This is a genomic window from Streptomyces sp. ITFR-21 (genome assembly GCF_031844685.1).
GTDB lineage: Bacteria > Actinomycetota > Actinomycetes > Streptomycetales > Streptomycetaceae > Actinacidiphila.
Window position 1 is genome coordinate 5,191,901 of sequence record NZ_CP134605.1, and the last position, 20,586, is coordinate 5,212,486.

Sequence of the window (20,586 nt, forward strand, 5' to 3'; positions counted from 1 at the left end):
AGCGGCCGGGTGCCTCACCCGGCCGGGAGGCCGCCGGCCGGCTCGGGGCGCTCCGCGGGCGCCGGGTGCGCCGGGACGGGCACCCGGCGCAGATCACGTACCGCGGGGACCGCCAGCAGCGCGGCGGCCACCGCCACGGCCACCACGCCGCCCGTCCGCAGCACGCGGTCCGCCCCGAAGGCGGCGGCGGCCGGCCCGGCCAGCGCCTGGCCGACCGGGACCATGGCCACCGAGCCGGCCACTTCATAGGCGTGAATACGGTTCAGGATGTCGTTCGGTACCTGGGTCTGCACACTGGTCGCCCAGTTGACCCCCCAGTACGCCGTGCCCGCCCCGGCCACGAACACGCAGCCGCAGAGCGCGGCCATCGGCAGGTCGAGGCCGACCGAGGCCGGCATCAGCGCGGTGGCGAACAGGGCGAGCGACCCGGCCCGCAGCGGGTGGGCGGCCCGGACCCGCAGCGCCAGCAGCGCGCCCACCGCGGTGCCGCCGCCGAGCGCGGAGTTCACCAGGCCGTACGCGCCCGCGCCGTGCTCGGGGATGATCCGGCCGGCGGCCAGCGGGGTGTAGGGGCCGATCACGCACACCATGAAGGCCATCCACACCACGATCACCGACCACATCCAGGTACGGGCGGTGAACTCCCGCCAGCCCTCGGCCAGATCGGCCCGGAAGGAGGCCGCGGCGGCGGCGCGCGGCGGCGGCGGGGCGAGCCGCAGCAGGATCAGGCACACCGCGCTGGTCAGATACGTGGACGCGTGGACGGCGAACACCACGCCGGGGGAGGCGACGCCGACCAGCACGCCGGCGAACGCCGGTCCGGCCAGGCCCGCCACCGACTCCGCGGTCCGCGTCACCGCGTTGGCGCCCTGCACGTCGGCGGCGACCCGCACGACCGTACTGGCCACGCCCGGCTGGAACATGGCGGCGGCGGTGCCGTTGACGGCGGCGATCACCAGCACCTCCCACAGCCGCACCCGGTGGGTGAGGAAGAGGAAGGCGGCGGTCGACTGGGTGCAGACCCGGATCAGGTCGGCGCCGATCATCTGGGCGCGGACGTCGAAGCGGTCCGCGAACACCCCGCCGAAGATCACCAGTCCGGCGAAGCAGGCGGTGGAGGCGGCCATCACCAGACCGATGTCGCCGGCCGAGTAGCCGTACGACAGCAGGCCCGCGGAGAGCGCGACCGGCAGCATGGTGTCGCCGAGCATCGCCACCGTGCGGGCGGTGAAGTAGCGGCGGAAGTCGGCGGACCACAGCCGGTCGGCCGGCGCGGGGCCCGGCCCCGGCGCGACCTCGGCGCCGGGATCGGCCCGGCGGTCGGAGCGGGGCGCTGAAGAGGTCACCGGACCAGAATGGACTGGACCACTCGGCGCAGTCCAGCGGGGGTCCAGGGCCGCCCGCCGACGGCCCCGGGGCGCCGCCGGGGCCGGCCGGACCGATCCGCCGGCCCGCCCCGGCCAGCGGGGCGGGCGCCGCGGCGAGCAGGCCGGGCGGGCCGGGACCGGCGCGGCGGGCCGCCCCCCGTAAAGGCCCTCATACGGTGTGCCGGGCCGTGCCCCGTGCCCCCGGATCCCGGCGGCCCCGTGCCCCCGGATCCCGGTGCCCCCGGGCCGCGGTCCGCCGCGGGCCTCAGTCCCGTACCGCCCGGTACAGCCGCACCGAGCGCGCCGCCACCGCCACCCGGGTCCCGGCGGCGACCGGGGCCGGGTCCGCCGCCGGTTCCTGCTCGCCTCCGGTGTCCAGCATCAGTTCGTAGGCGCGCGCCCACGGCTGTCCCGGCAGGGTGAAGTCCACCGGCCCGTGGTGCGCGTGCACGATCAACAGGAAGCTCTCGTCCACCACCGGCTCCCCCCGGGCGTCCCGCTGCGGGATGTCCCTCCCGGACAGGTACATGCCGAGGGTGGCCGAGGACGCGTACCAGTCCTGCTCGGCCATCTCACCCCCGTCGGGCCGGAACCACGCCACGTCGCGCAGCCCCTCGGGGACGCTGGCCAGGCCGGAGAAGAAGCCCCCGCGCCGCAGCACCGGGTGGGCCCTGCGCAACGCGATCAGCCGGGCCGCGGTGTCGCGCACCGACCGCCAGCCCGGGTCGTCCAGCAGCGACCAGTCGATCCAGCTGACCGGGCCGTCCTGGCAGTACGCGTTGTTGTTGCCGCCCTGGGTGCGGCCCATCTCGTCACCGGCCACCAGCATCGGCACACCGGTGGACAGCAGCAGCGTGCTCAGCAGGTTGCGGATCTGCCGGCGGCGCAGCGCCAGCACCTCCGGATCGTCCGAGGGCCCCTCCTCGCCGCAGTTCCAGGAGCGGTTGTCGTCGGTGCCGTCCCGGCCGTCCTCGCCGTTGGCCTCGTTGTGCTTGGTGTTGTACGACACCAGGTCGCGCAGGGTGAACCCGTCGTGCGCGGTGACGAAGTTGACCGAGGAGTACGGCCGCCGCCCGCCCCAGTCGTACAGGTCGCTGGAGCCGGACAGCCGGTAGCCGAGGTCGCGTACGTCACCGGTCGCGCCCCGCCAGAAGTCCCGCACGGTGTCCCGGAACCGGTCGTTCCACTCGGCCCACAGCGGTGGGAAGGCGCCCACCTGGTAGCCGCCGGCGCCCACGTCCCAGGGCTCCGCGATCAGCTTCACCCGCCGCAGCACCGGGTCCTGGGCGATCACCGCGAGGAACGGGGACAGCATGTCCACGTCGTGCATGGCGCGGGCCAGCGCGGAGGCCAGGTCGAAGCGGAAGCCGTCCACGCCCATCTCGGTCACCCAGTAGCGCAGCGAGTCGGTGATCAGCCGCAGCACGTGCGGCTGGACGACGTTGAGGGTGTTGCCGCAGCCGGTGTAGTCGGTGTAGCCGCGCGGGTCCTGGCCCAGCCGGTAGTAGCCGCGGTTGTCGATGCCGCGCAGCGACAGCGTGGGCCCGGACTGGGCGCCCTCGGCGGTGTGGTTGTAGACCACGTCGAGTATCACCTCGATGCCGGCCGCGTGCAGCGCCCGTACCATCCGCTTGAACTCGCCGACCTGCTCGCCGCGGGTGCCGCTGGCGCTGTAGGCGGCGTGCGGCGCGAAGTAGCCCACCGAGTTGTAGCCCCAGTAGTTGCGCATGCCGCGCCGCTGCAGGTGCTCCTCGTGCGCGAAGTGGTGCACCGGCAGCAGCTCGACCGCGGTCACCCCGAGCCGGGTCAGGTGCCCGATCGCCGCCGGATGGGCCAGCCCCGCGTAGGTGCCGCGCAGCTCCGGCGGCACCTCGGGGTGGGCCTTGGTGAAGCCGCGCACGTGCAGCTCGTAGATCACCGAGTCCGACCAGGGGGTCTTGGGCCGCCGGTCGTCCTCCCAGGCGTCGTCGTCGTCCACCACCACGCCCTTGGGCACGTACGCGGCCGAGTCCCGGTTGTCCCGCACCGTGTCGGCGACCTCGCGCTCCGGCCAGTCGTGGACGTGCCCGTAGGTCTCCGGCGCGAAGGCGAAGTCGCCGTCCACCGCCCGCGCGTACGGGTCCAGCAGCAGCTTCGCCGGGTTCCAGCGCGCGCCGGTCCACGGGTCCCACCGGCCGCCGACCCGGAAACCGTAGCGCCGGCCGGGCAGCACGCCGGGCACGAAACCGTGCCACACCTCGTGGGTCAGCTCGGTCAGCGGGGCCCGGGTCTCGGTGCCGTCGTCGTCGAACAGGCACAGCTCCACGGACTCCGCGCCGCGCGCCCACAGCGCGAAGTTGGTGCCGGGGCGGCCGTCCGGGCCGGTCCGGAAACGGGCGCCGAGCGGCTGAGGGCTGCCCGGCCACACCGTTTCCGCGGCCAAAACCGGGGCCGGCCCGGCGCCCGGTGCCGCCTCCTGCCGGGGTCGCGGGGGCAGCGCCGGAGCAGGCCGGGCGACGATACCGGCCGGACCGGTGGCGTCCTCCGCCGGTCCGGCCGGGCCGAACGCGCGTGTCTCGGACACGTGTTTCCTCCCACGGCTCGGACACGGTCGTGCGCCCGCGTGAACGTCCCGTGCCCCGCGGCGGCCGTGTCCCCGCAGTCATCCTTCCCGTCCGGGGGCCGGGTGTCACCCGCGAGCCCGGTCGGAGCTGCGCGTTTCCCCGGCGGGCGGCCGTCGTTGTCGGTGTGTGACGACAGCGGTGAGGTGCGGGACGGCAGGAGCGGCGGGGCGGCCACGCGGAGGCGTCGGGCGGTGGATCGCGGGAGCCCTGGCCGCGGCGGCGCTGCTCGCCGGGTGCGCGGCGGGCGGCGCGGGCCGCGAGAACAAGGACAGCCCGGCGGCGCCCCCCAGCACGGCGCCCGGGGACACGTTCATCGGGTTCTTCAGCCCCGAGGAGGGCGCCACCGTCGGCACCGGGATGATCGTCTCGCTGCGCTTCAACCGGACCATCACCGACCGGGCCGCCGTCGAGCGCCACATCACCGTCACCGCAGACCCGGCCGTGCCGGTGGCGGGCCACTGGTTCGGCGCGCGCCGCCTGGACCTGCGCCCGGCCGGCTACTGGCGGTCCGGCAGCCGCGTCACCCTCCACCTGCGGCTGCGCGGCGTGCGCGGCGCCCCCGGCACGTACGGCAGCCAGTCCAAGGACGTCGCCTTCACCGTCGGCCGCGACCAGCGCAGCACCGTGGACGCCGCCGCGCACGTGATGACCGTCGAACGCGGCGGCCGGGTGCTGCGCGTCCTGCCGGTCACCGCGGGCAGCCCGCGGCACACCACGTACAACGGGATCATGGTGATCGCCGAGAAGTACGTCACCACCCGGATGAACGGCCGCACGGTCGGTTTCGGCGGCGAGTACGACATCCCCGACGTGCCGCACGCGATGCGGCTGACCGGTTCGGGGACGTTCGTGCACGGCAACTACTGGTCCCCGCCGGACGTCTTCGGCACCGCCAACGTCAGCCACGGGTGCGTCGGGCTGCGGGACGTCAGGGCGCCCGGGGACGCCGCCGCGGGGGAGTGGCCTAACGCGCAGCAGACGCCGGCCGGCTGGTTCTTCGCGCAGTCCCTCGTCGGTGACCAGGTCCGGGTGGTCCACTCCGACGACCGCACGGTCGCGCCCGACAACGGGATGGGCGGCTGGAACCTGGACTGGGCCGCGTGGCGCTCGGGGTCGGCGCTGGGCCGGCCGCACCCGGTGGCGCGCTGACCTGGACGGCCGACCGGCTCCGCCGCCGAGCAACTGGGACGGAACGGTGACAATACGCGGTCCCGGACGGGGTTGTCCGTGTGGTTACCTTTCGCTGGCGGGGAGTTTCGGTGTTGCGCGCGCTAGGGGAGTCGAGAACGTGAAGGCGATAGGTGTGGCGCCGGGTGCCAGGAAGAGCCTGGCGGCGCTGGCGCTCGGTGCGGTGATGCTGCTGGCGACCGCCTGCGATCCCAGCAGCGCGGACAAGGCGAGTCCCGGCGGGGACGACGGGAAGCCGGCCGGCGGGACGACCGCTACGACGGACACCAAGGTGTCGACCGCGGTCGTGTCGATCTTTCCCGAGGACGGCGCCGGCGACGTGGCCACCACCGGGGTGCTGAAGGTCCAGGCGTCCGGCGGCAAGCTGTCGTCCGTCGTGGTCAAGGACGACAAGGGCACCGCGGTGCCCGGCGCGATATCCGCCGACGGCCTCGGCTGGACGCCCAGCGACCACCTGGACACCTCCACCGAGTACACGGTGGACGCGGTCGCCAAGGACGCCTCGGGGCGCGAGTCCGACAAGCACTCCTCGTTCACCACGGTCGTGCCCAAGGACAGCTTCGTCGGGTTCTTCACCCCCGAGGACGGCTCCACGGTGGGCGTCGGCATGGAGGTCTACCTCCACTTCAACCGGCCGATCACCAACAAGAAGGCCGTCGAGAAGGGTTTGACCGTCACCGCCTCGCCGGCCGTCGCGGTCGCCGCGAAGTGGAACGGCGACCAGGACGTCTACATCCGCCCGCAGGACTACTGGGCGGCCGGCACCAAGGTCACCCTCGCCCTGAACCTGAACGGCGTAGAAGGCGCCCCCGGCGTCTACGGCAAGCAGCACAAGGACGTCCACTTCACCGTCGGCCGCCGCCAGGTCAGCATCGTGGACTCGGCCAAGCACACGATGACGGTGTTCAAGGACAACCAGGCGATCAAGACCATCCCGATCTCCTCGGGCGCGCCGGACCACACCACGTACAACGGCAAGATGGTGATCTCCGAGAAGTACGTGAAGACCCGGATGAACGGTGACACGGTCGGCTTCGGCGGGGAGTACGACATCCCGGACGTGCCGCACGCGATGCGGCTGACCAACTCCGGCACCTTCATCCACGGCAACTACTGGGCGGCGCCCTCGGTGTTCGGCAACAGCAACACCAGCCACGGCTGCGTCGGCCTGCACGACGTGCGCGGCGCGGGCGATCCGGACACCCCGGCCGCCTGGTTCTTCAACCACTCGCTGCTCGGCGACGTGGTGCAGGTGATCAACTCCAAGGACCGTACCGTCCAGTGGTACAACGGCCTCAACGGCTGGAACCTCAGCTGGGCCGATTGGACCTCCGCCGTCTGACACGGCATCCGCCGCCTGCCCGCGGGCAGGCGGCGGACGTGTGTCCGGACGGCCTGGGAGCGGCCGGGCCGGACCGGCGGCGCCGCGGCGGCCCGAGTGGGCAGGACGGACGGAACGGGCCATTCGGTACGGCCAATTCCGGCGGTTACCCTACGCAGCCGGTTCGTTGCGGCCATCATGAACACATGCCGGGACGGGGTGGAGTGGAACAGCCGCAGCGAGCCGAGGCCGCGGCGGCGGTACCGGCGGCCCGCACCGAGGCGGTGGCCGCCGGCGCGCTCGCCCCGCTCGCCGACCCCTCGGGCGGCGAGGTCCACCTGCTGACCTCGCGCCCGGAATCGGCGGCCACCGCCCGGCGGCTGTCGCTGACGCTGATCCGGCGCTGGGGCCTGCCGCACCTGGCCGACACCGTGGAGCTGCTGGTCTCGGAGCTGGTGGGCAACGCGGTACGGCACACCGGGGCCCGGACCTTCGGCCTGCGGATGGACTACAAACGCGGCTGGGTCAGGGTCGAGGTGTGGGACCCCTCACGGGCGTTGCCGTGCAGGATGCCGGTGCGCGAGATGGACACCAGTGGCCGCGGGCTCTTCCTGGTCGGCGAGCTCTCCGACCGCTGGGGCGTCGACCTCCTGGCCCGCGGCAAGACGACCTGGTTCGAGCTGCGGGCCGCGGAGCGGTAGGAGCGCTCCGGAACCGCCTGCGGACGCGGAAGAGGCCCTCCGCGTCGGGGGGGGGTGACAGCGGAAGGGCCTCTTCGGACCGCCGCCGGCAGGGGGTGTGCCGCGGCGTCTGCGGAACGGCCGAGCCCGGGTCGAGCGGCCGTTGACACCGACTGTCGCACGCCGGGCCGCCGGGTGCAAATTCGCTTAGCGGGAACATAGGTGCGAAACGGACAAAAGACTGAGAAAAGCAAGGGTGATGTGTGCCACCACCTTGTAAATAGCGGCTGAATACTCCCATGAACCTCTCATGTGGTGGAAGATCCGGGCCACCGCCAGGTGCTGCACCAGCTCGGCGACTACGGCGGACACCGGGCCATGGTGTCCGGCAGCGGTACGGTCGGCACCTCCGTCGCGCGCCAAGGCGTCCCACGGGCGGGCCCAGCCAAGCGGCAGCGTGTCGATCGGCGGCGTCGGCATGTCGGCACGGGCGTGGCCGGAAGGCCGCCGCTCCCGGAGGGGGGTCGCCGCGGGGGCGCGGGCGGTGCGGCCGGTGGTGGGTGGGCCGTCCTCCGCCGCTCGGTCCGCGGAGGCGCCCGGTAGCGGACCGCGAGCGGTCGGCGGCTCCGGCCTGGCTTGGTCGGCGCGCGCGGCCGGGCGGCGGCCTGGCGCGGGGGCAGCGGGTGGCGGTGGGTGGCGGTGGGGAAGGCGGGGCGGATCTCCGGGAAGGGAGATCCGCCCCGCCTGGGGGCGGGCGGACTCGCGGCCGGGTGGCGCGGGTCGGGGTTACGGCTTCAGGCGGACGACCTGCGGGTCGTGGTCGCTGGTCTGGCCGGCGAACTCCGAGTTGATGTGGACCACGTCGTAGTCCACGTGCTTGAGGGCGGGGCTGACCAGGATGTGGTCCAGCACCTGCGAGTTGCCCTCGTAGACGTAGGAGTAGCGCTCCTTGGCCGGCAGGGTGTTGACCAGGTCGGTCAGGACGCTGCCGTCACCGGTCAGGCTGGTCGCCGCGGGCGAGAACTGGTAGTCGTTCAGGTCGCCCAGGACCACCACGTCGGCGTGCGGGTCGGCCTGCTCGATCTGCCGCACGAAGTCGTGCTCCACGATCGCCTGACGGATGCGCTGCGACTCCGAGCTGCGCACCGGCGGCTGGAAGCGGCTGTCGATCGCCTGGTCGCCGCCCTTGCTGATGAAGTGGTTGGCGATCACGAACAGCGTCTTGCCACGGAAGGTGAACTCGCCGGCCAGCGGCTTGCGGCTGTCGGCCCACGCCGGGTCGCTGGGCGCGATCCGGCCGGGGGAGGAGGTCAGCGCGGTCTTGCTGCCGGTGCCGGTGACGCCGACCGCGGTGGTGGAGTCCCCGCCGGGGCGGTCGGTGAAGCCGACCCGCGCGGGGTTGAACAGGAACGCCTGCCGGATGTTGCCGCCCGGCTGGCCGCCGTCCTTGTCGTTGACCGGGTCGATCTCACGCCACGAGTAGCGCGGGCCGCCGGCCGCCACGATCGTGTCGGTCAGCTTCTGCAGCGTCTGGTCCGCGGCGACCGTGCCGTCGTCGGTGGCGCCGTTGTCGTCCTGGATCTCCTCCAGCGCCACGACGTCGGGCGACCGCAGGTTCTTCACCAGGCCCTGGGCCAGCGCGTCGAACTTCGACTGCGGGTTGCCGGGCGCCAGGTTCTCCACGTTGTACGTGGCCACGGTGACCTGGCTGGCGGACGCCTTGCCGGTGACCTCGGGCTTGATGCCGCCGCTCTTGACCGTGCCGATGGTCCGGGCGGCCAGCGAGTACGTGCCGGCGTACTGGTTGTAGTCCAGCGGGCCCGCGGTGGTGCCGCGCAGCGTGTCGCCGACGTTGGCCACCGGGAACGCCTGGGTGGCGGTCGGGATCAGCGACTGGACCATCAGACGGCCGGAGTTGGGGTCGTCGTACCCGGTGTAGAGGGTGCCGCCGCGCTTGCTCTCGTTCTGGTCGGGCTTGACCGTCACCCACAGCTCGCCGTAGGCGTCGGTGGCGCCGACCACCCGGCTGTCGCCGATCTGCACGTTCATACCCTCGAGCGAGGCGTAGAAGTCCAGGGCGTAGTCGTGCGGCCGCAGCGGCAGGTCGGCGATGGTGCCGCCGCCCGCGCTGGGTACGAACCTGTCCGGCACGCTCTTCTTGTCGAGCACCACCGCGGCCGGCAGCGTGTTGCCGCCGGAGAGCACCGTCACCTTGGACTTGGTGAGCTCGGTGGTCGACTGGATGCCGGTGTCCTGGCCGCCCGGGTAGTACTCCGAGACGGTGCCGTCCACCGAGACGCTGTCGCCGACGGCGACCGTCGGGGCGGTGGAGCCGGTGTAGACGAACAGGCCCTCGCTGGTGCGCGGGTCGTTGTCCGGGTTCGGGTCCTGGAACCAGAAGCCCTGCGAGGAGCCGTACGCGCGGACACCGGTGACGACGCCGGTCGCGCCGCTGATCGCCTTGCCGTTCAGCGGCGAGACCCGGGTGTAGCCCTGGATGTCGTGGATCCTCGCCGTCGGCGCCGGCGGCGGCGTGGTCGGCGGAGCGGTCGTCGGGGACGTGGGCGGCGTGGTGGGCGGCTCGGTCGCAGTGCCGCCACCAAAGTTCTGCGGGGTGGGGGCGCCGGCGGTGAAGTCGGCCGCGTTGTCGTCGGTGTCGCCCAGCGAGGCGTTGCGCGCGACGGAGGCGGTGTTGCTCGCCCCGGCCGCCGCGCCGCTGCCCTCGTGCACCACCGCGGTGCCGAAGCCCACCAGGTCCTTGATACGCGCATCGGCCAGGCAGTCCACGGCGTTCAGGCAGGTCAGCGGGTCGCTGCCGGCGACCAGCGCGATCGTGCCGGTGGTGCCCGACATGTTGATGACGCCGGTGGCGTCCGGCGTGGGCAGCGGCGTGGTGCCGCCGGCTCCGGCCGCCTCCTGGACCAGGTAGCGGCTGCCGCCGGCCAGCGAGCCGGTCAGCGCGGTGGCCTGCCACTTGGACGAGGCGGTGGGCGCGCCGGGCAGGTACTGGACGCTGTAGCCGCTCAGATCGACCGAAGCGACACCGGCGTTGGCGAGCTCGACGAAGTCGTTGGTGTACGTGGCGCCGGAGTTGCCACCGCCGCCGTACACCTCGGCGATCAGGGCGTCGGCGGACGGCGACGCCATCGCGGCGTTGACGCTCAGGCCCGCCGCGGCCAGGACGACCGCACCGGCTACGCCGATCGGCAGGAGGCGTTTGCGGGCCCGGGAGTTGCCGGATCTCGCGGGGCGAGGCGTGGCCTCGGAGGGGTGCGACACCGGAGGTGTTCTCCTTCGTGCGGGACGACGTTACGTGACGGCGGTGCGGGAACGGCGGTACGGGACCACCGTGGTGACGGCGCGTCAACCGGAGGGAACGCGCGATCTGAGCCAAGATACGCGCGTAGATCATGCCGTAGAAGGAGTTCTCACGTTAATTCTCGGTGCCGATCGCGGCGGTTTGCCTGACCTCGACGCCCTTCGCAGCTCACTGTCCGACTCCTCCGTCGATCCGTTCCCGCGGCAGATCCGCGTGGCCGTTGTGCCGGACGTACTCCTCGATCATGTGCACCAGCAGCTCACGCGGCACGATCGGGTCCCGGCGGTCGGACACCGAGAGCACACCGAGACCGGGGGAGTCCGCGACGAAGCGCTCGGCGACGTCGACCTCAAACCGCTGGCTGCGCCACGCCTCGGCGACCATCTCCGGGTCGGCCGCCGCGCCGGTGAAGGCGGCGTCCGGGTCCGCCTCGGTGCGGTGGTGGCGGGGAACGTCCTGCCCGGCCATTGTTGAGCTCCGCGTCGGCTCCGTGGCGGCTCGCCACGGTGCCGTGCGGCCCAGGACCGCCCCCGCGTGCCTGTCGATCCGGGCCGTCACCGTGACCCTGGTCCGCCGGCCGCCGGGCGTGCGGTGACCGGCCGGGCCTGTGACGATCCAGACCAACGGCACCTGGACCTGGCCGACGGTCACCTGCGCCGCGAGCTGACCCCGTAACGCCCGGGACACACCCGGAACGGCGCCGTGCCGCTGCCGTTTCGCGGAAGGGGCCGGCCCGCGCCTCAGACGCCGGCCGGTTCCGGACGTACCCCGCGGACACCGGTGACGATCAGTTCGATGCCGCGCCGGAAGTACGCCTCCTCGCTGGCGCAGTCCGCGAGCGCGTCCGCGGCGGCCACCACGTGCGGGTGGCGCCGGGGCGAGAGCGCCAGCAGCGACGCCCGCTTGGCCCGTACCGCGGCCTCCTGCGCCTCCGGGTCGGGGGCGTGCAGGCGGCCCGGTTCCGTCATGACCAGGGTGACCAGCGAGGACAGCACCTGGCAGGACGTCTCGGCGCCCTGCTCGGTGGACAGCCCGGCGTCGGTCAGCAGCGCCAGCACCCGCTCGGTGAGGTCCAGGCCCGGCTCGCAGCCCAGGATGCGGGTGAAGAGCAGCATGGTGGCGTTGGGGTGCGGGCGCAGCGCGGTCAGCGTCTCGGTGAGCAGGTCCCGCAGCTGGTCGTGCCACGGCCGTCCGTCCGGTGGCGGGATCCGGACGTCGGCCAGCAGCCGTTCGGCGACGGCGTCCAGCAGGCCGTCCTTGTCCGGGAAGTGCCGGTAGAGGGCCATCGGTGTCACGTCGTGCCGCTGGGCGACCCGGCGGACGGTCAGCGCGCCGAGGCCGTCGGCGTCGGCCACCGCCAGCGCGGTGGCGATCAGCTCGTCCCGGTTCAGACGCCGCTGGGCCGCCATCGTGTCCGCCTTCCGCTCGTTCTCACCCGTTGGTGTGTACAGCGTACACAGATCGCGGCCTGCCTGAAGTCGTGAGTATACGTCGTATGCATCTGCTGTATGCTCACGTAGTAAGCATACGTCGTATGCTTCTTGGGAGAACGTCATACGACGCAGTCCCTGGGCCACGCTCACCGTGCTGGCCCTCGCCCAGTTCGTCGTGGTGCTCGACGTGACGATCGTCAACGTCGCGCTGCCCGACATCCAGCAGGACCTCGGCTTCAGCACCGACGGCCTGCAATGGGTGATCAGCGCCTACACGCTGTTCTTCGGCGGCTTCCTGCTGCTCGGCGGGCGCGCCGCCGACCTGCTCGGCTCCCGCCGGGTGTTCGTGGCCGGTCTGGCGCTGTTCGGCGCCACCTCCCTGGCGGCCGGCCTGGTCCTGCTCGCCGCGTTCGTCGCGGTCGAGGCGCGGGCCGCTGCCCCGCTGGTGCCGCTGCGGCTGCTGCGGTCGCGCGCGCTGAGCACGGCGGGCGGCGCGCTGGCGCTCAACGGCGCGTCCTTCCTGTCGATGTTCTTCCTCACCGCGGTCTTCCTCCAGCAGGTGCGCGGCGGCTCGGCGCTGCGGGCCGGGCTGGAGTTCCTGCCGATGGGCGGCGCCGCGATCCTCACCGCCGTCGCCACCACCCCGCTGATCACCCGGTTCGGCACCCGGCCGGTGCAGACCGCCGGCGCGCTGCTCGACATCGCCGGGCTGCTGCTGCTCGCCCGGACCGGCGCGGACGGCTCCTACGCGGCCCACCTGCTGCCCGGTCTGGTGCTGTTCGGCGCGGGCATCATCGCGGTCGGCGTCCCGGCGCAGATCGCCGCGGTGGTGGACGTGGCGCCGCGTGAGGCCGGCGCCGCCTCCGGGGTCGTCACCGCGTTCAACCAGATCGGCGGCGCGCTCGGCCTCGCGGTCGTCACCACGCTGTCCACCTCCCGCACCACCGAGGCGGTCGCGGCCGGCCAAAGCCCGCTGGACGCACTCGTCGACGGCTTCCACCGCGGCCTGCTGGTCGCCGCGGCCTTCACGGCGGCCAACCTGGTGGTGACCCTGGTCTCGCCGCGGCTCGCCCCGGCCCCCGAGCAGATCGCCGAGGCCGCGGCCGCGGCCTGACCGGCGGTTGGGGCACGGTGCCCGGGACGGATTCCACCGCCCCGGGCACGCCGCCGGCCGGGGCGTTTCAAACAGGTGACAGAAATTCCGCGGACGGTCGGTGAAAACCTTCGGGCCCCGACCTCTGAAACCCCGCAGAACCGCCGAGAACGCCGGAGCACCGGCCCCGGCCTCGTAGAAACGTGAACGTGTACAGCCGTTACTCGTGTCAGAGTCCTGACTTCTTCCGTCCGATCCGCAGAATGCGGGCGTTGGGCCTATCGTTTCGTCAGAGGTTCGGCTGGGAGCGGAAGGACGCCGATGAAGCCCGGAGTGGTCCTCGACGGTCGTTATCAGATGGTGAGGCTGCTCGGCAAAGGCTCGATGGGCGCGGTATGGCAGGGCAACGATCTCAAGCTCCACCGGCCGGTGGCGGTCAAGGTCGTACTGGACCACACCGACCCGGTGCTCGTCGAGCGGATGGGGCAGGAGGCGACGGCGGCCGGACGGCTGTCCCACCCCCATATCGTCACCGTGCACGATTACGGGCAGGCCGCGCACGAGGGCGTGACCGTGGCGTATATCGTCATGGAATTGGTCGACGGACGCCCGCTTACCGGCGTACTCGCCGAGGGAATGCCGCAACTCTCGGTGGCCCTGGACTGGGCCCGGCAGATCGCGCTCGCGCTGGGCGCCGCGCACGCGCCCGGTGTCGGCGTCGTCCACCGCGATCTCAAGCCCGACAATGTGCTGATCACCGGGGACGGCCTGGTGAAACTCGTCGACTTCGGGATCGCCCGTTTCATCGGCGAACAGCAGGACGGGCCCGGCGACCCCGGGGATTCCGCCGGACCGGGGAATTCGGCGCGTTCCCGGGACTCCCGTGATTTCGCTGGTCCGTTCGACACCGGTGATTCCGGTGCGGCGGATGAGGCCGGCGGCCGGGACGGGACCGCGCGGCGCGACCGCCGGACGGCGTACGGCGGACGGGACCCGTCCGCCGAGCAGGACGAGTACGCGGGGCTGGCCGGCCTGGAGACGCTGAGCGGCACCCCCGCCTACATGGCCCCCGAACAGTGCCTGTCGAAACGGGTGGACCACCGCACCGACCTCTACGCCCTCGGCTGCCTGCTCTACGAGATGGTCACCGGCGGGCCGCCCTTCGCCGACGGCTCGCCGCTGGCCGTGGCGGTCGCGCACGTGCACGACGACCCGCCGGCCCCGCGCAGCCGCAACGACAACGTGTCGGCCGAACTCGACACCCTCATCCTCGACCTGCTGGCCAAGGACCCCGACGCCCGGCCCGCCGACGCAGCGGCCGTCTACCGCCGCCTCGGCGCCATCGCCACCGCGCTGCACGGCGCCGCGTCGGCCGGCGCGTCCGCGCCGCGGCCCGTCCCGAGCCCGCGCCCGCGCCCGCCGTCCGCCGAGGACGACCCGGGGTACGCCGAACTGCTGCGCCGCTACGGCGGTCCGGAGGATCCCGCCGAGCAGCACCGCCCCGCCGAGGTGATCCGATTATGGTGGGCCGCCGCAGCCGACCTCACCGAGTTCCTCGGGCCGCACCACGCGCAGACCATCGTCGCCCGCCGTGCCCTCGCCCAACACATCGGCGCGGCCGGCGACCACGCCCTGACCATCAGCCTGTGGCAGGAGCTGATCCCCGACCTCCAGTACGCCCTGGGTCACTTCCACCGCACCACGTTCACCGCCCAGCGGCTGCTCGCGTGGCACTTCGGTGCCGCCGACCGCCCCGCCGAGGCGGTCCGACTGCTGCTCGAACTCATCCCCGACGCCACCCGACTGCTCGGCCGCCGGCACCCGGACGTACTGGAGGCCCGCCGCTTCCTGGTCTGGAACATCGGAGCACTCGGCCGGCACTCCCGCGCGGTCCGGCTGCTCGGCAAGCTGGTCCCCGACCTCACCGAGGCGCTCGGCGCCACCCACGAACACACCCTGGAAGCACGGCGGATGCTGGCCTGGAACGCCGAGAAGTCCGGCCACCACGTGCGGGCGATCGGCCTGCTGCGGGACCTGGTCCCGGACGCCACCCGGGCGTTGGGCGCGGGCCACGAGCAGTGCGTGGAGGCCCGGCGCCTGCTGGAGCGGTACACCCGCTAGGGGCCTGCCGGGTGGAGGTCCGAGGATCGCGGAGCGGGCTCCGGTGAGCCTCGGCTGCGGGGCTGAGGAGGGGGGCTGTGTGGTGTGTCGCCGGCCGGCGGGAACGCGGCAGGTGTGCGGGCCGGGGCCCGCGGCGCCGCGGAGATCCGCCCGGCGGGCCCTGGCCGGGCGCGCCACCCGTCAGGCCGACAGCGGCTCGCGGTACTCCGGGTCCTGCGCGCAGGCCGCGGCCAGATCGTCCATGGACAGCCCGAGCGCGGCGGCGAGCGCGGCCACGGTGAAGAACGCCGGGGTCGGCGCGCGCCCGGTCTCGATCTTGCGCAGCGTCTCCGCCGACAGACCGGCCGCCGCGGCCACCTCGACCATGCTGCGCTCCCCGCGGGCCGTACGCAGCAGGGCGCCCATCCGCTCGCCGCGCCGGCGTTCCTCGGGTGTCAGCGGGGTTCTCACCATGGCCGCCATCCTAGACCGCCACCCCCGTTGTCCGTGATACTCATACCGGTATAAGAATTGGAGTGCGGGGTTCGCGGGACCCCGCCACCGGTACAGGAGGCACCCATGGTGGAGATCAAGTCCCCGGCCGCGCTGGACGCGATGCGGGAAGCAGGCCGGGTGGTGGCCCGAGCGCTCGCCGCCGTACGGGAGACCGCCGCGGTCGGCGTCACGCTGCGGACGCTGGACGAGACGGCCCGTACCGTACTGAAGGAGGCAGGCGCCCGGTCGCCGTTCCTCGGCTACCGGCCGTCCTTCGCGCCCACCCCCTTCCCCGCCGTCATCTGCGCCTCCGTCAACGACGCGGTGGTGCACGGCATCCCGGACGGCTACCGGCTGCGCGACGGCGACCTGGTCAGCATCGACTGCGGCGCCGAACTCGACGGCTGGACCGGCGACGCGGCCGTCAGCTTCACCGTCGGCACCCCGCGGCCCGAGGACCTAAGGCTCATCGCGGCCACCCAGCGGGCGCTGGACGCCGGCATCGCCGCCGCCACCGTAGGCAACCGCATCGGCGACATCGCCCACGCCGTCGGCACGGTCGCCCGCGAAGCCGCCTGCGGCATGCCGCAGGACTTCGGCGGCCACGGCATCGGCCGCCGTATGCACGAGGACCCGCACGTCCCCAACAGCGGCCGCCCCGGCCGCGGCTTCCCGCTGCGGCCGGGCCTCGCGCTGGCCATCGAACCCATGCTGATGGCCGGCGGCCGGAGCACGTACACCACCGCCCCGGACGGCTGGACCCTGCGCACCTCCGACGGGACCCGCGCCGCGCACATCGAACACACCATCGCCGTCACGGAGGAGGGCCCCCGGGTGCTCACCGTGCTGTGACCGCCGCGCCGCGGTCACAGCGGGCGGCGGTAGGGTCCGTACCCGATCCGATCACCGCCGTCGGACCGCCGCCGTCGAGAAGGAGCCCCCGCCGTGACCTCGTACGACCCTTCGGGCACCGCCCTGCTGCTGATGGACTTCCAGCAGGGCATCGTGGACCGGCTCGGCGACCCGGCCGTGCTGGAGGCCGCCGCCCACGCGCTGGAGGCGGCCCGCGCCGCCGGGGCGCCGGTGGTGCACGTACGGGTCGCCTTCCGGCCCGGCTACCCCGAAGTCTCCGCGGACAACCGGTCGTTCGCGGCCATCGCGACCGGCGCCGGGGACTTCACCGAGAGCAGCCCGCAGACCCGGGTGCACGCCGCCCTCGCGCCGGGCGGGGGCGAGCCGGTGGTGGTCAAGCGGCGGGTGAGCGCGTTCACCGGCAGCGACCTGGAGGTGGTCCTGCGGGCCCGCGGCGTCCGCACCCTCGCCCTGGCCGGCATCGCCACCAGCGGGGTGGTCCTCTCCACCCTCCGTGAGGCGGCCGACCGCGACTTCCGGCTCGCGGTGCTCTCCGACGCCTGCGCCGACGGCGACCCCGAAGTGCACCGTGTGCTGCTGGGAAAGGTGTTCCCGCGGCAGGCCGAGGTGCTCACCGTCGCGCAGTGGGCGGCCGGAATCGGCTGACCGGCCCAGCCCGGCCCGGTTCCGGGGACGCGCTTGATCGGCGGCGCGGTGCGGTCCGACCCGGCCCCGGCCGGGCGCGGCGGCCGCCTCCCCGCGGTCCGGTCCGGTCCGCGCCGGCGGGCGGCGCGGGCCCGTGCACCGGGCGCCCGCGACCGGGCGCCGTCGGAGCCGGCCGCCACGGAGCCGCGCGCGCGTACACCCGACCGGCACCCGGTCGTACGGAGGCGGGCCGCGTATTCGCCCTGACGGGTGATCCTGCGCGCCGCTCCGCGGATGCGCCCCATCCGCGCGGCCCACTGCGACGAACGTGTCGCGGAGTGCCCGTCGCAAGAGCGGGCGCGCGGAGAGATGGGGCGTGATGGGCGTAGAGCGCATCGACACCCGACTGCTGGAAGAGCTGACCGAGCAGTCACAGGACCTGAACAGCGACGCCGTGCGGATCACCACCGAGGCGCTGAGCGACTTCACCGAGGCCGCACCGCCGACCGGACGCCGCTGGTTGCGGCGCGGCGGCACGGTGGCCGGCGTCGCCGGGGCCGCGGCGCTGCTGACGCAGCTGCGGGCGACCGCGGCCACGTCGAGTGACGACATCATGGCGCTGCAGACCGCCGCGTCGATCGAGAACCTGGCGATCAGCGTCTACCGGACGGCGGCCGGACTGCCGTTCATCAAGGACGGCAACAAGACGGTGGCGGCGTTCATCGCCCGGACCACCACCCAGCACCAGGCGCACGCCAAGGCGTTCAACGCGGCGGCGACCCAGGCCGGCGGCGCCGCGCAGAACGGCCCGGACCCGAAGTACGCCGCCGCCGTCCGGCAGGCGCTGCCGTCGATCAAGACCCCCGCGGACGTGGTCAAGCTGGCCGTCACGCTGGAGGACGTGGCCGCGCAGACGTACACCAGGAACGTCGGCCGGGTCGGCAACGCCGAACTGCGCAAGCTGTTCGCGTCCGTGGCACCCGTCGAGGCACAGCACCGGGCCACGCTGCTGGCCGTGCAGGCGCTGCTCGCCGGGAACGCGGCCGAACTGATCGCCATCCCGACCGACGTGGCGAAGCTGCCCGCCGCGGCCGGCGGCGTCGGATTCCCCGACGCCTTCTACCCGACCAAGGCCGCGTCGCCGGTCTCCGAGGGGGCCGTGAAGTGACCACCACGCGCGACGGCTGGGAACTGCCGATCAGCGAGGCGCAACTGACCCGCCTCACCGCCGACATGGAGACCGCCCACCGCGAGACGCTGCCGGTGCTGCGGGCCCGCGCGGTCGACCTCGGCGCAAAGATCCGGGACCGGGCGACCGACGCCCCCCGCGACCCGGGGCGCCGCCGCTTCCTGCTCGGCGCCGGCGGCGCGGCGGCCGCCCTCGCGCTGGCCGCCTGCTCCGGCACCGACAAGGACTCCGGCCCGTCCGCCACCAGGAGCGCCGCGGGCGCGCCGCCCGCGTCGGCCTCGGGGACGTACACCGGCGACCTGAAGGTCGTCGCCCTCGCCACAGCCCTGGAGAACCAGGCGGTCGGCGCCTACCAGGCCGCGCTGGCCGCCGCCAAGGCCGGCCGGCTCGGCACCGTGCCGCCGGCCGTCGCGACCTTCGTGACCACCGCGATGGCCCAGCACGCCGACCACGCCAAGGCGTGGAACGCGGTGCTGACCGGCGCGGGGAAGCCCGCCATCACCGGGGTGCCGCTGTCCAACCAGCCCGCCACCACGGCCGCGCTCGGCAAGGCCCGCAGCGTCGGCGACGTCGCCGGGCTCGCCCTGCAACTGGAGGACCAGGCCGCGCAGACGTACCTCTTCGCCACCTACCACGTCACCAGCCCGGCGGGGATCGAGACCGCCGCCACCATCGCCCCCGTCGAGGCGATGCACGCGGCGATCCTCAACTTCGTCCTGGGCCGGTACCCGGTGCCGGACGACTTCCTGCCCACCGACAAGGCCGCCGACCCGGCGCTCCTGACGGTCTGACCCCTGCCCGCTGTCCCGCTGTCCCGCTGTCCCCCGCGGGGGCGGTCCGCCCCACCCGGCGCGCCGCCCCCGCCCCACCCCGAAAGGCCGGCGATGACCGACACCCGCCGCCGCCTGGCCGGCCGCCGCCTGGCCGGCCTCGCCCTGGCCGGCACGCTGCTCGCGCTGACCGGCTGCTCCGACTCGGGCAGCGGCGGGTCGGGCGGCACCGCCGCGTCGCCCTCCGCGTCCGCGGCGCGGACCGGCGGCGGCTCCCGCATCGTGATCAAGGACTTCGCCTTCAGCCCGGCCGCGCTCACCGTGTCCCCCGGCGCCACCGTCACGGTCCTCAACCAGGACTCCACCGCCCACACCGTCACCGCCGACACCGGCAAGTCCTTCGACACCGGCACCATCGCGCCCGGCCGGTCGGCGACGTTCACCGCCCCGGAGAAGTCCGGGAGCTTGGCCTACATCTGCACCATCCACCCGTTCATGAAGGGCACTCTCACGGTCGGCTGACCGGCGCGCCCCGCCTCTCCCGCACCCCCACCCGAAGGAACCCCGCATGGCGAACGCCGGGCACCGTCCGTCCGCAGGCCGGGTCGTCCACATCCTCGCCCGGCTGCTCGCAGCCGCCGGCCTGGCCGTGGACGCCGCGATCCACGCGAGCCTCGCCGACCAGTACGACGCGGTGACCGCGACCTTCGGCGAGGGCGACCTCTTCCGGGCCGAGGCGGCCCTCGCCTGCCTGGCCGCCCTCCTCGTCCTGGTCTGGCACCGGTTCCCCGCCGACGCGTTCGCCTGGCTCGTCGCGGCCGGCGGCCTCGCCCTGCTGATGATCTACCGCTACATCGACGTCGGCGCCCACGGTCCGTTCTCCGACATGTACGAGCCGATCTGGACCACGGACAAGAAGATCACCGTGGTCGCCCAGACCGTCACCATCGTCGCGGCCACCTACCTGATGGTGACCGACCGCAGCAGAAGAGGGGCGCGGGTCGTCTGAACCGCCCCCGGCGGTTCCCGTCGGCCTGATCCGGGTCGGGGTCCGATCCGGTTCCGGTTCGGGCGCGGGTCCGAATCGGGTGCGGTTCCGATCCGGGTCCGGCCGTGAAGCCGGGCCGGGGCCGGTACTTCGGCCTGAGCCGGGATCCGGGCCCGGGATCCGAGCCCGGTTCCGCATCCCGCCCCGAAACTCGCCCCGGACCCCGCCCCTGACCCCGACCGAACCGACCCGAAGCCGCTCCCGGTGCCCGCGCCCCAACGCGCCGATGTCCTCGCATGGGTAGTGACCGCTTACTTCGCTTTGTGGGACAATAATGTCCCCGGCGGCCGGGGGTGACCGGTCGGAGTCCCCTCAATGACGGACACCGGTATTGCGCAGCCGTATGCCTCCCCTTACCGCCCCTTGCATGATGTGCGGGCCATCCGCGGTCTGCTGGACGCGACTCGGCTGGCTGGAAAGGGCCTACCGCACCGTCGGCCACCGACGCCGACGTGACCTGCGGCGAAACATTCCCGGAACGCG

The 20,586-nt window shown here is 73.7% G+C and carries 17 protein-coding genes; 11 read left to right on the forward strand and 6 right to left on the reverse strand.

The features are described 5' to 3' along the window. Positions 1 to 14 precede the first annotated feature (14 nt). Together RLT57_RS23345 and glgX are read right to left on the reverse strand one after the other, a co-directional pair. Positions 15 to 1,346 (reverse strand): MFS transporter, encoded by a 1,332-nt coding sequence (locus RLT57_RS23345; RefSeq protein ID WP_399129218.1) that lies wholly within the window; start codon positions 1,344 to 1,346, stop codon positions 15 to 17. Between the two features lie 286 nt (positions 1,347 to 1,632). After that, positions 1,633 to 3,930, reverse strand: a complete 2,298-nt coding sequence (gene glgX, locus RLT57_RS23350) for a glycogen debranching protein GlgX (RefSeq protein ID WP_399129220.1) — start codon at positions 3,928 to 3,930, stop codon at positions 1,633 to 1,635. 166 nt (positions 3,931 to 4,096) lie between these two features. Here glgX and RLT57_RS23355 point away from each other — a divergent pair, with 166 nt between their 5' ends. From RLT57_RS23355 to RLT57_RS23365, 3 genes are all read left to right on the forward strand, one after another. Further along, positions 4,097 to 5,119, forward strand: coding sequence for a L,D-transpeptidase (locus tag RLT57_RS23355; protein WP_311299237.1), 1,023 nt, complete (start codon positions 4,097 to 4,099; stop codon positions 5,117 to 5,119). Between the two features lie 205 nt (positions 5,120 to 5,324). Next, positions 5,325 to 6,500 (forward strand): L,D-transpeptidase, encoded by a 1,176-nt coding sequence (locus tag RLT57_RS23360; protein ID WP_311300824.1) that lies wholly within the window; start codon positions 5,325 to 5,327, stop codon positions 6,498 to 6,500. A gap of 185 nt (positions 6,501 to 6,685) precedes the next feature. Beyond that, positions 6,686 to 7,180, forward strand: a complete 495-nt coding sequence (locus RLT57_RS23365) for an ATP-binding protein (protein ID WP_311299238.1) — start codon at positions 6,686 to 6,688, stop codon at positions 7,178 to 7,180. A 765-nt stretch (positions 7,181 to 7,945) separates the two neighbouring features. Here RLT57_RS23365 and RLT57_RS23370 read toward each other — a convergent pair. The 3 genes from RLT57_RS23370 to RLT57_RS23380 form a co-directional block, all read right to left on the reverse strand. Beyond that, a complete protein-coding gene (locus RLT57_RS23370; RefSeq protein ID WP_311300825.1) occupies positions 7,946 to 10,369 on the reverse strand; it encodes an endonuclease/exonuclease/phosphatase family protein in 2,424 nt (807 codons plus the stop codon). Between the two features lie 277 nt (positions 10,370 to 10,646). Next, a complete protein-coding gene (locus RLT57_RS23375; RefSeq protein WP_311299239.1) occupies positions 10,647 to 10,946 on the reverse strand; it encodes a DUF664 domain-containing protein in 300 nt (99 codons plus the stop codon). Positions 10,947 to 11,218: 272 nt separating this feature from the next. Next, positions 11,219 to 11,887, reverse strand: coding sequence for a TetR/AcrR family transcriptional regulator (locus RLT57_RS23380; protein ID WP_311299240.1), 669 nt, complete (start codon positions 11,885 to 11,887; stop codon positions 11,219 to 11,221). Positions 11,888 to 12,062: 175 nt separating this feature from the next. On the opposite strand from RLT57_RS23380, the gene RLT57_RS23385 reads away from it, so the two are divergent. Together RLT57_RS23385 and RLT57_RS23390 are read left to right on the forward strand one after the other, a co-directional pair. Then, positions 12,063 to 13,025 (forward strand): MFS transporter, encoded by a 963-nt coding sequence (locus RLT57_RS23385; protein WP_311299241.1) that lies wholly within the window; start codon positions 12,063 to 12,065, stop codon positions 13,023 to 13,025. Positions 13,026 to 13,325: 300 nt separating this feature from the next. Further along, on the forward strand, positions 13,326 to 15,125 hold the full coding sequence (locus tag RLT57_RS23390; protein ID WP_311299242.1) for a serine/threonine-protein kinase: 1,800 nt from the start codon (positions 13,326 to 13,328) through the stop codon (positions 15,123 to 15,125). Between the two features lie 180 nt (positions 15,126 to 15,305). On the opposite strand, the gene RLT57_RS23395 is transcribed toward RLT57_RS23390, so the two are convergent. After that, positions 15,306 to 15,578: a helix-turn-helix transcriptional regulator gene (locus tag RLT57_RS23395; protein WP_311299243.1), complete on the reverse strand. Its 273-nt coding sequence runs from the start codon at positions 15,576 to 15,578 to the stop codon at positions 15,306 to 15,308. 105 nt (positions 15,579 to 15,683) lie between these two features. On the opposite strand from RLT57_RS23395, the gene map reads away from it, so the two are divergent. From map to RLT57_RS23425, 6 genes are all read left to right on the forward strand, one after another. Beyond that, on the forward strand, positions 15,684 to 16,451 hold the full coding sequence (map, locus tag RLT57_RS23400) for a type I methionyl aminopeptidase (protein ID WP_311299244.1): 768 nt from the start codon (positions 15,684 to 15,686) through the stop codon (positions 16,449 to 16,451). Between the two features lie 93 nt (positions 16,452 to 16,544). After that, entirely contained in the window at positions 16,545 to 17,117 is a 573-nt protein-coding gene (locus RLT57_RS23405; protein ID WP_311299245.1) for a cysteine hydrolase family protein, read from the forward strand. A 358-nt stretch (positions 17,118 to 17,475) separates the two neighbouring features. Next, positions 17,476 to 18,264, forward strand: coding sequence for a ferritin-like domain-containing protein (locus RLT57_RS23410; RefSeq protein ID WP_311299246.1), 789 nt, complete (start codon positions 17,476 to 17,478; stop codon positions 18,262 to 18,264). Beyond that, the gene (locus RLT57_RS23415) at positions 18,261 to 19,076 is read left to right on the forward strand and encodes a ferritin-like domain-containing protein (protein WP_311299247.1); all 816 of its coding nucleotides are present in this window, start codon (positions 18,261 to 18,263) and stop codon (positions 19,074 to 19,076) included. Before RLT57_RS23410 ends, RLT57_RS23415 begins: the two co-directional genes overlap by 4 nt. 93 nt (positions 19,077 to 19,169) lie before the next feature. Continuing rightward, positions 19,170 to 19,577 carry a cupredoxin domain-containing protein gene (locus RLT57_RS23420; RefSeq protein ID WP_311299248.1) on the forward strand — a complete coding sequence of 136 codons (408 nt, stop codon included), beginning with the start codon at positions 19,170 to 19,172 and terminating at the stop codon, positions 19,575 to 19,577. 46 nt (positions 19,578 to 19,623) lie between these two features. Beyond that, complete coding sequence (locus tag RLT57_RS23425) at positions 19,624 to 20,064, forward strand: hypothetical protein (protein WP_311299249.1); 441 nt, start codon at positions 19,624 to 19,626, stop codon at positions 20,062 to 20,064. Positions 20,065 to 20,586: the final 522 nt, after the last annotated feature.

Excerpts from the sequence above, each read along its gene's own strand:
- RLT57_RS23360 (WP_311300824.1), top strand. The coding sequence starts at position 5,325 with ATGCTGCTGGCGACCGCCTGCGATCCCAGCAGCGCGGACAAGGCGAGT.
- RLT57_RS23380 (WP_311299240.1), bottom strand. The coding sequence starts at position 11,887 with ATGGCGGCCCAGCGGCGTCTGAACCGGGACGAGCTGATCGCCACCGCG.
- RLT57_RS23410 (WP_311299246.1), top strand. The coding sequence starts at position 17,476 with ATGGGCGTAGAGCGCATCGACACCCGACTGCTGGAAGAGCTGACCGAG.
- RLT57_RS23425 (WP_311299249.1), top strand. The coding sequence starts at position 19,624 with ATGGCGAACGCCGGGCACCGTCCGTCCGCAGGCCGGGTCGTCCACATC.
- RLT57_RS23375 (WP_311299239.1), bottom strand. The coding sequence starts at position 10,946 with ATGGCCGGGCAGGACGTTCCCCGCCACCACCGCACCGAGGCGGACCCG.
- map (WP_311299244.1), top strand. The coding sequence starts at position 15,684 with ATGGTGGAGATCAAGTCCCCGGCCGCGCTGGACGCGATGCGGGAAGCA.
- RLT57_RS23395 (WP_311299243.1), bottom strand. The coding sequence starts at position 15,578 with ATGGTGAGAACCCCGCTGACACCCGAGGAACGCCGGCGCGGCGAGCGG.
- RLT57_RS23390 (WP_311299242.1), top strand. The coding sequence starts at position 13,326 with ATGAAGCCCGGAGTGGTCCTCGACGGTCGTTATCAGATGGTGAGGCTG.
- RLT57_RS23420 (WP_311299248.1), top strand. The coding sequence starts at position 19,170 with ATGACCGACACCCGCCGCCGCCTGGCCGGCCGCCGCCTGGCCGGCCTC.
- RLT57_RS23365 (WP_311299238.1), top strand. The coding sequence starts at position 6,686 with ATGCCGGGACGGGGTGGAGTGGAACAGCCGCAGCGAGCCGAGGCCGCG.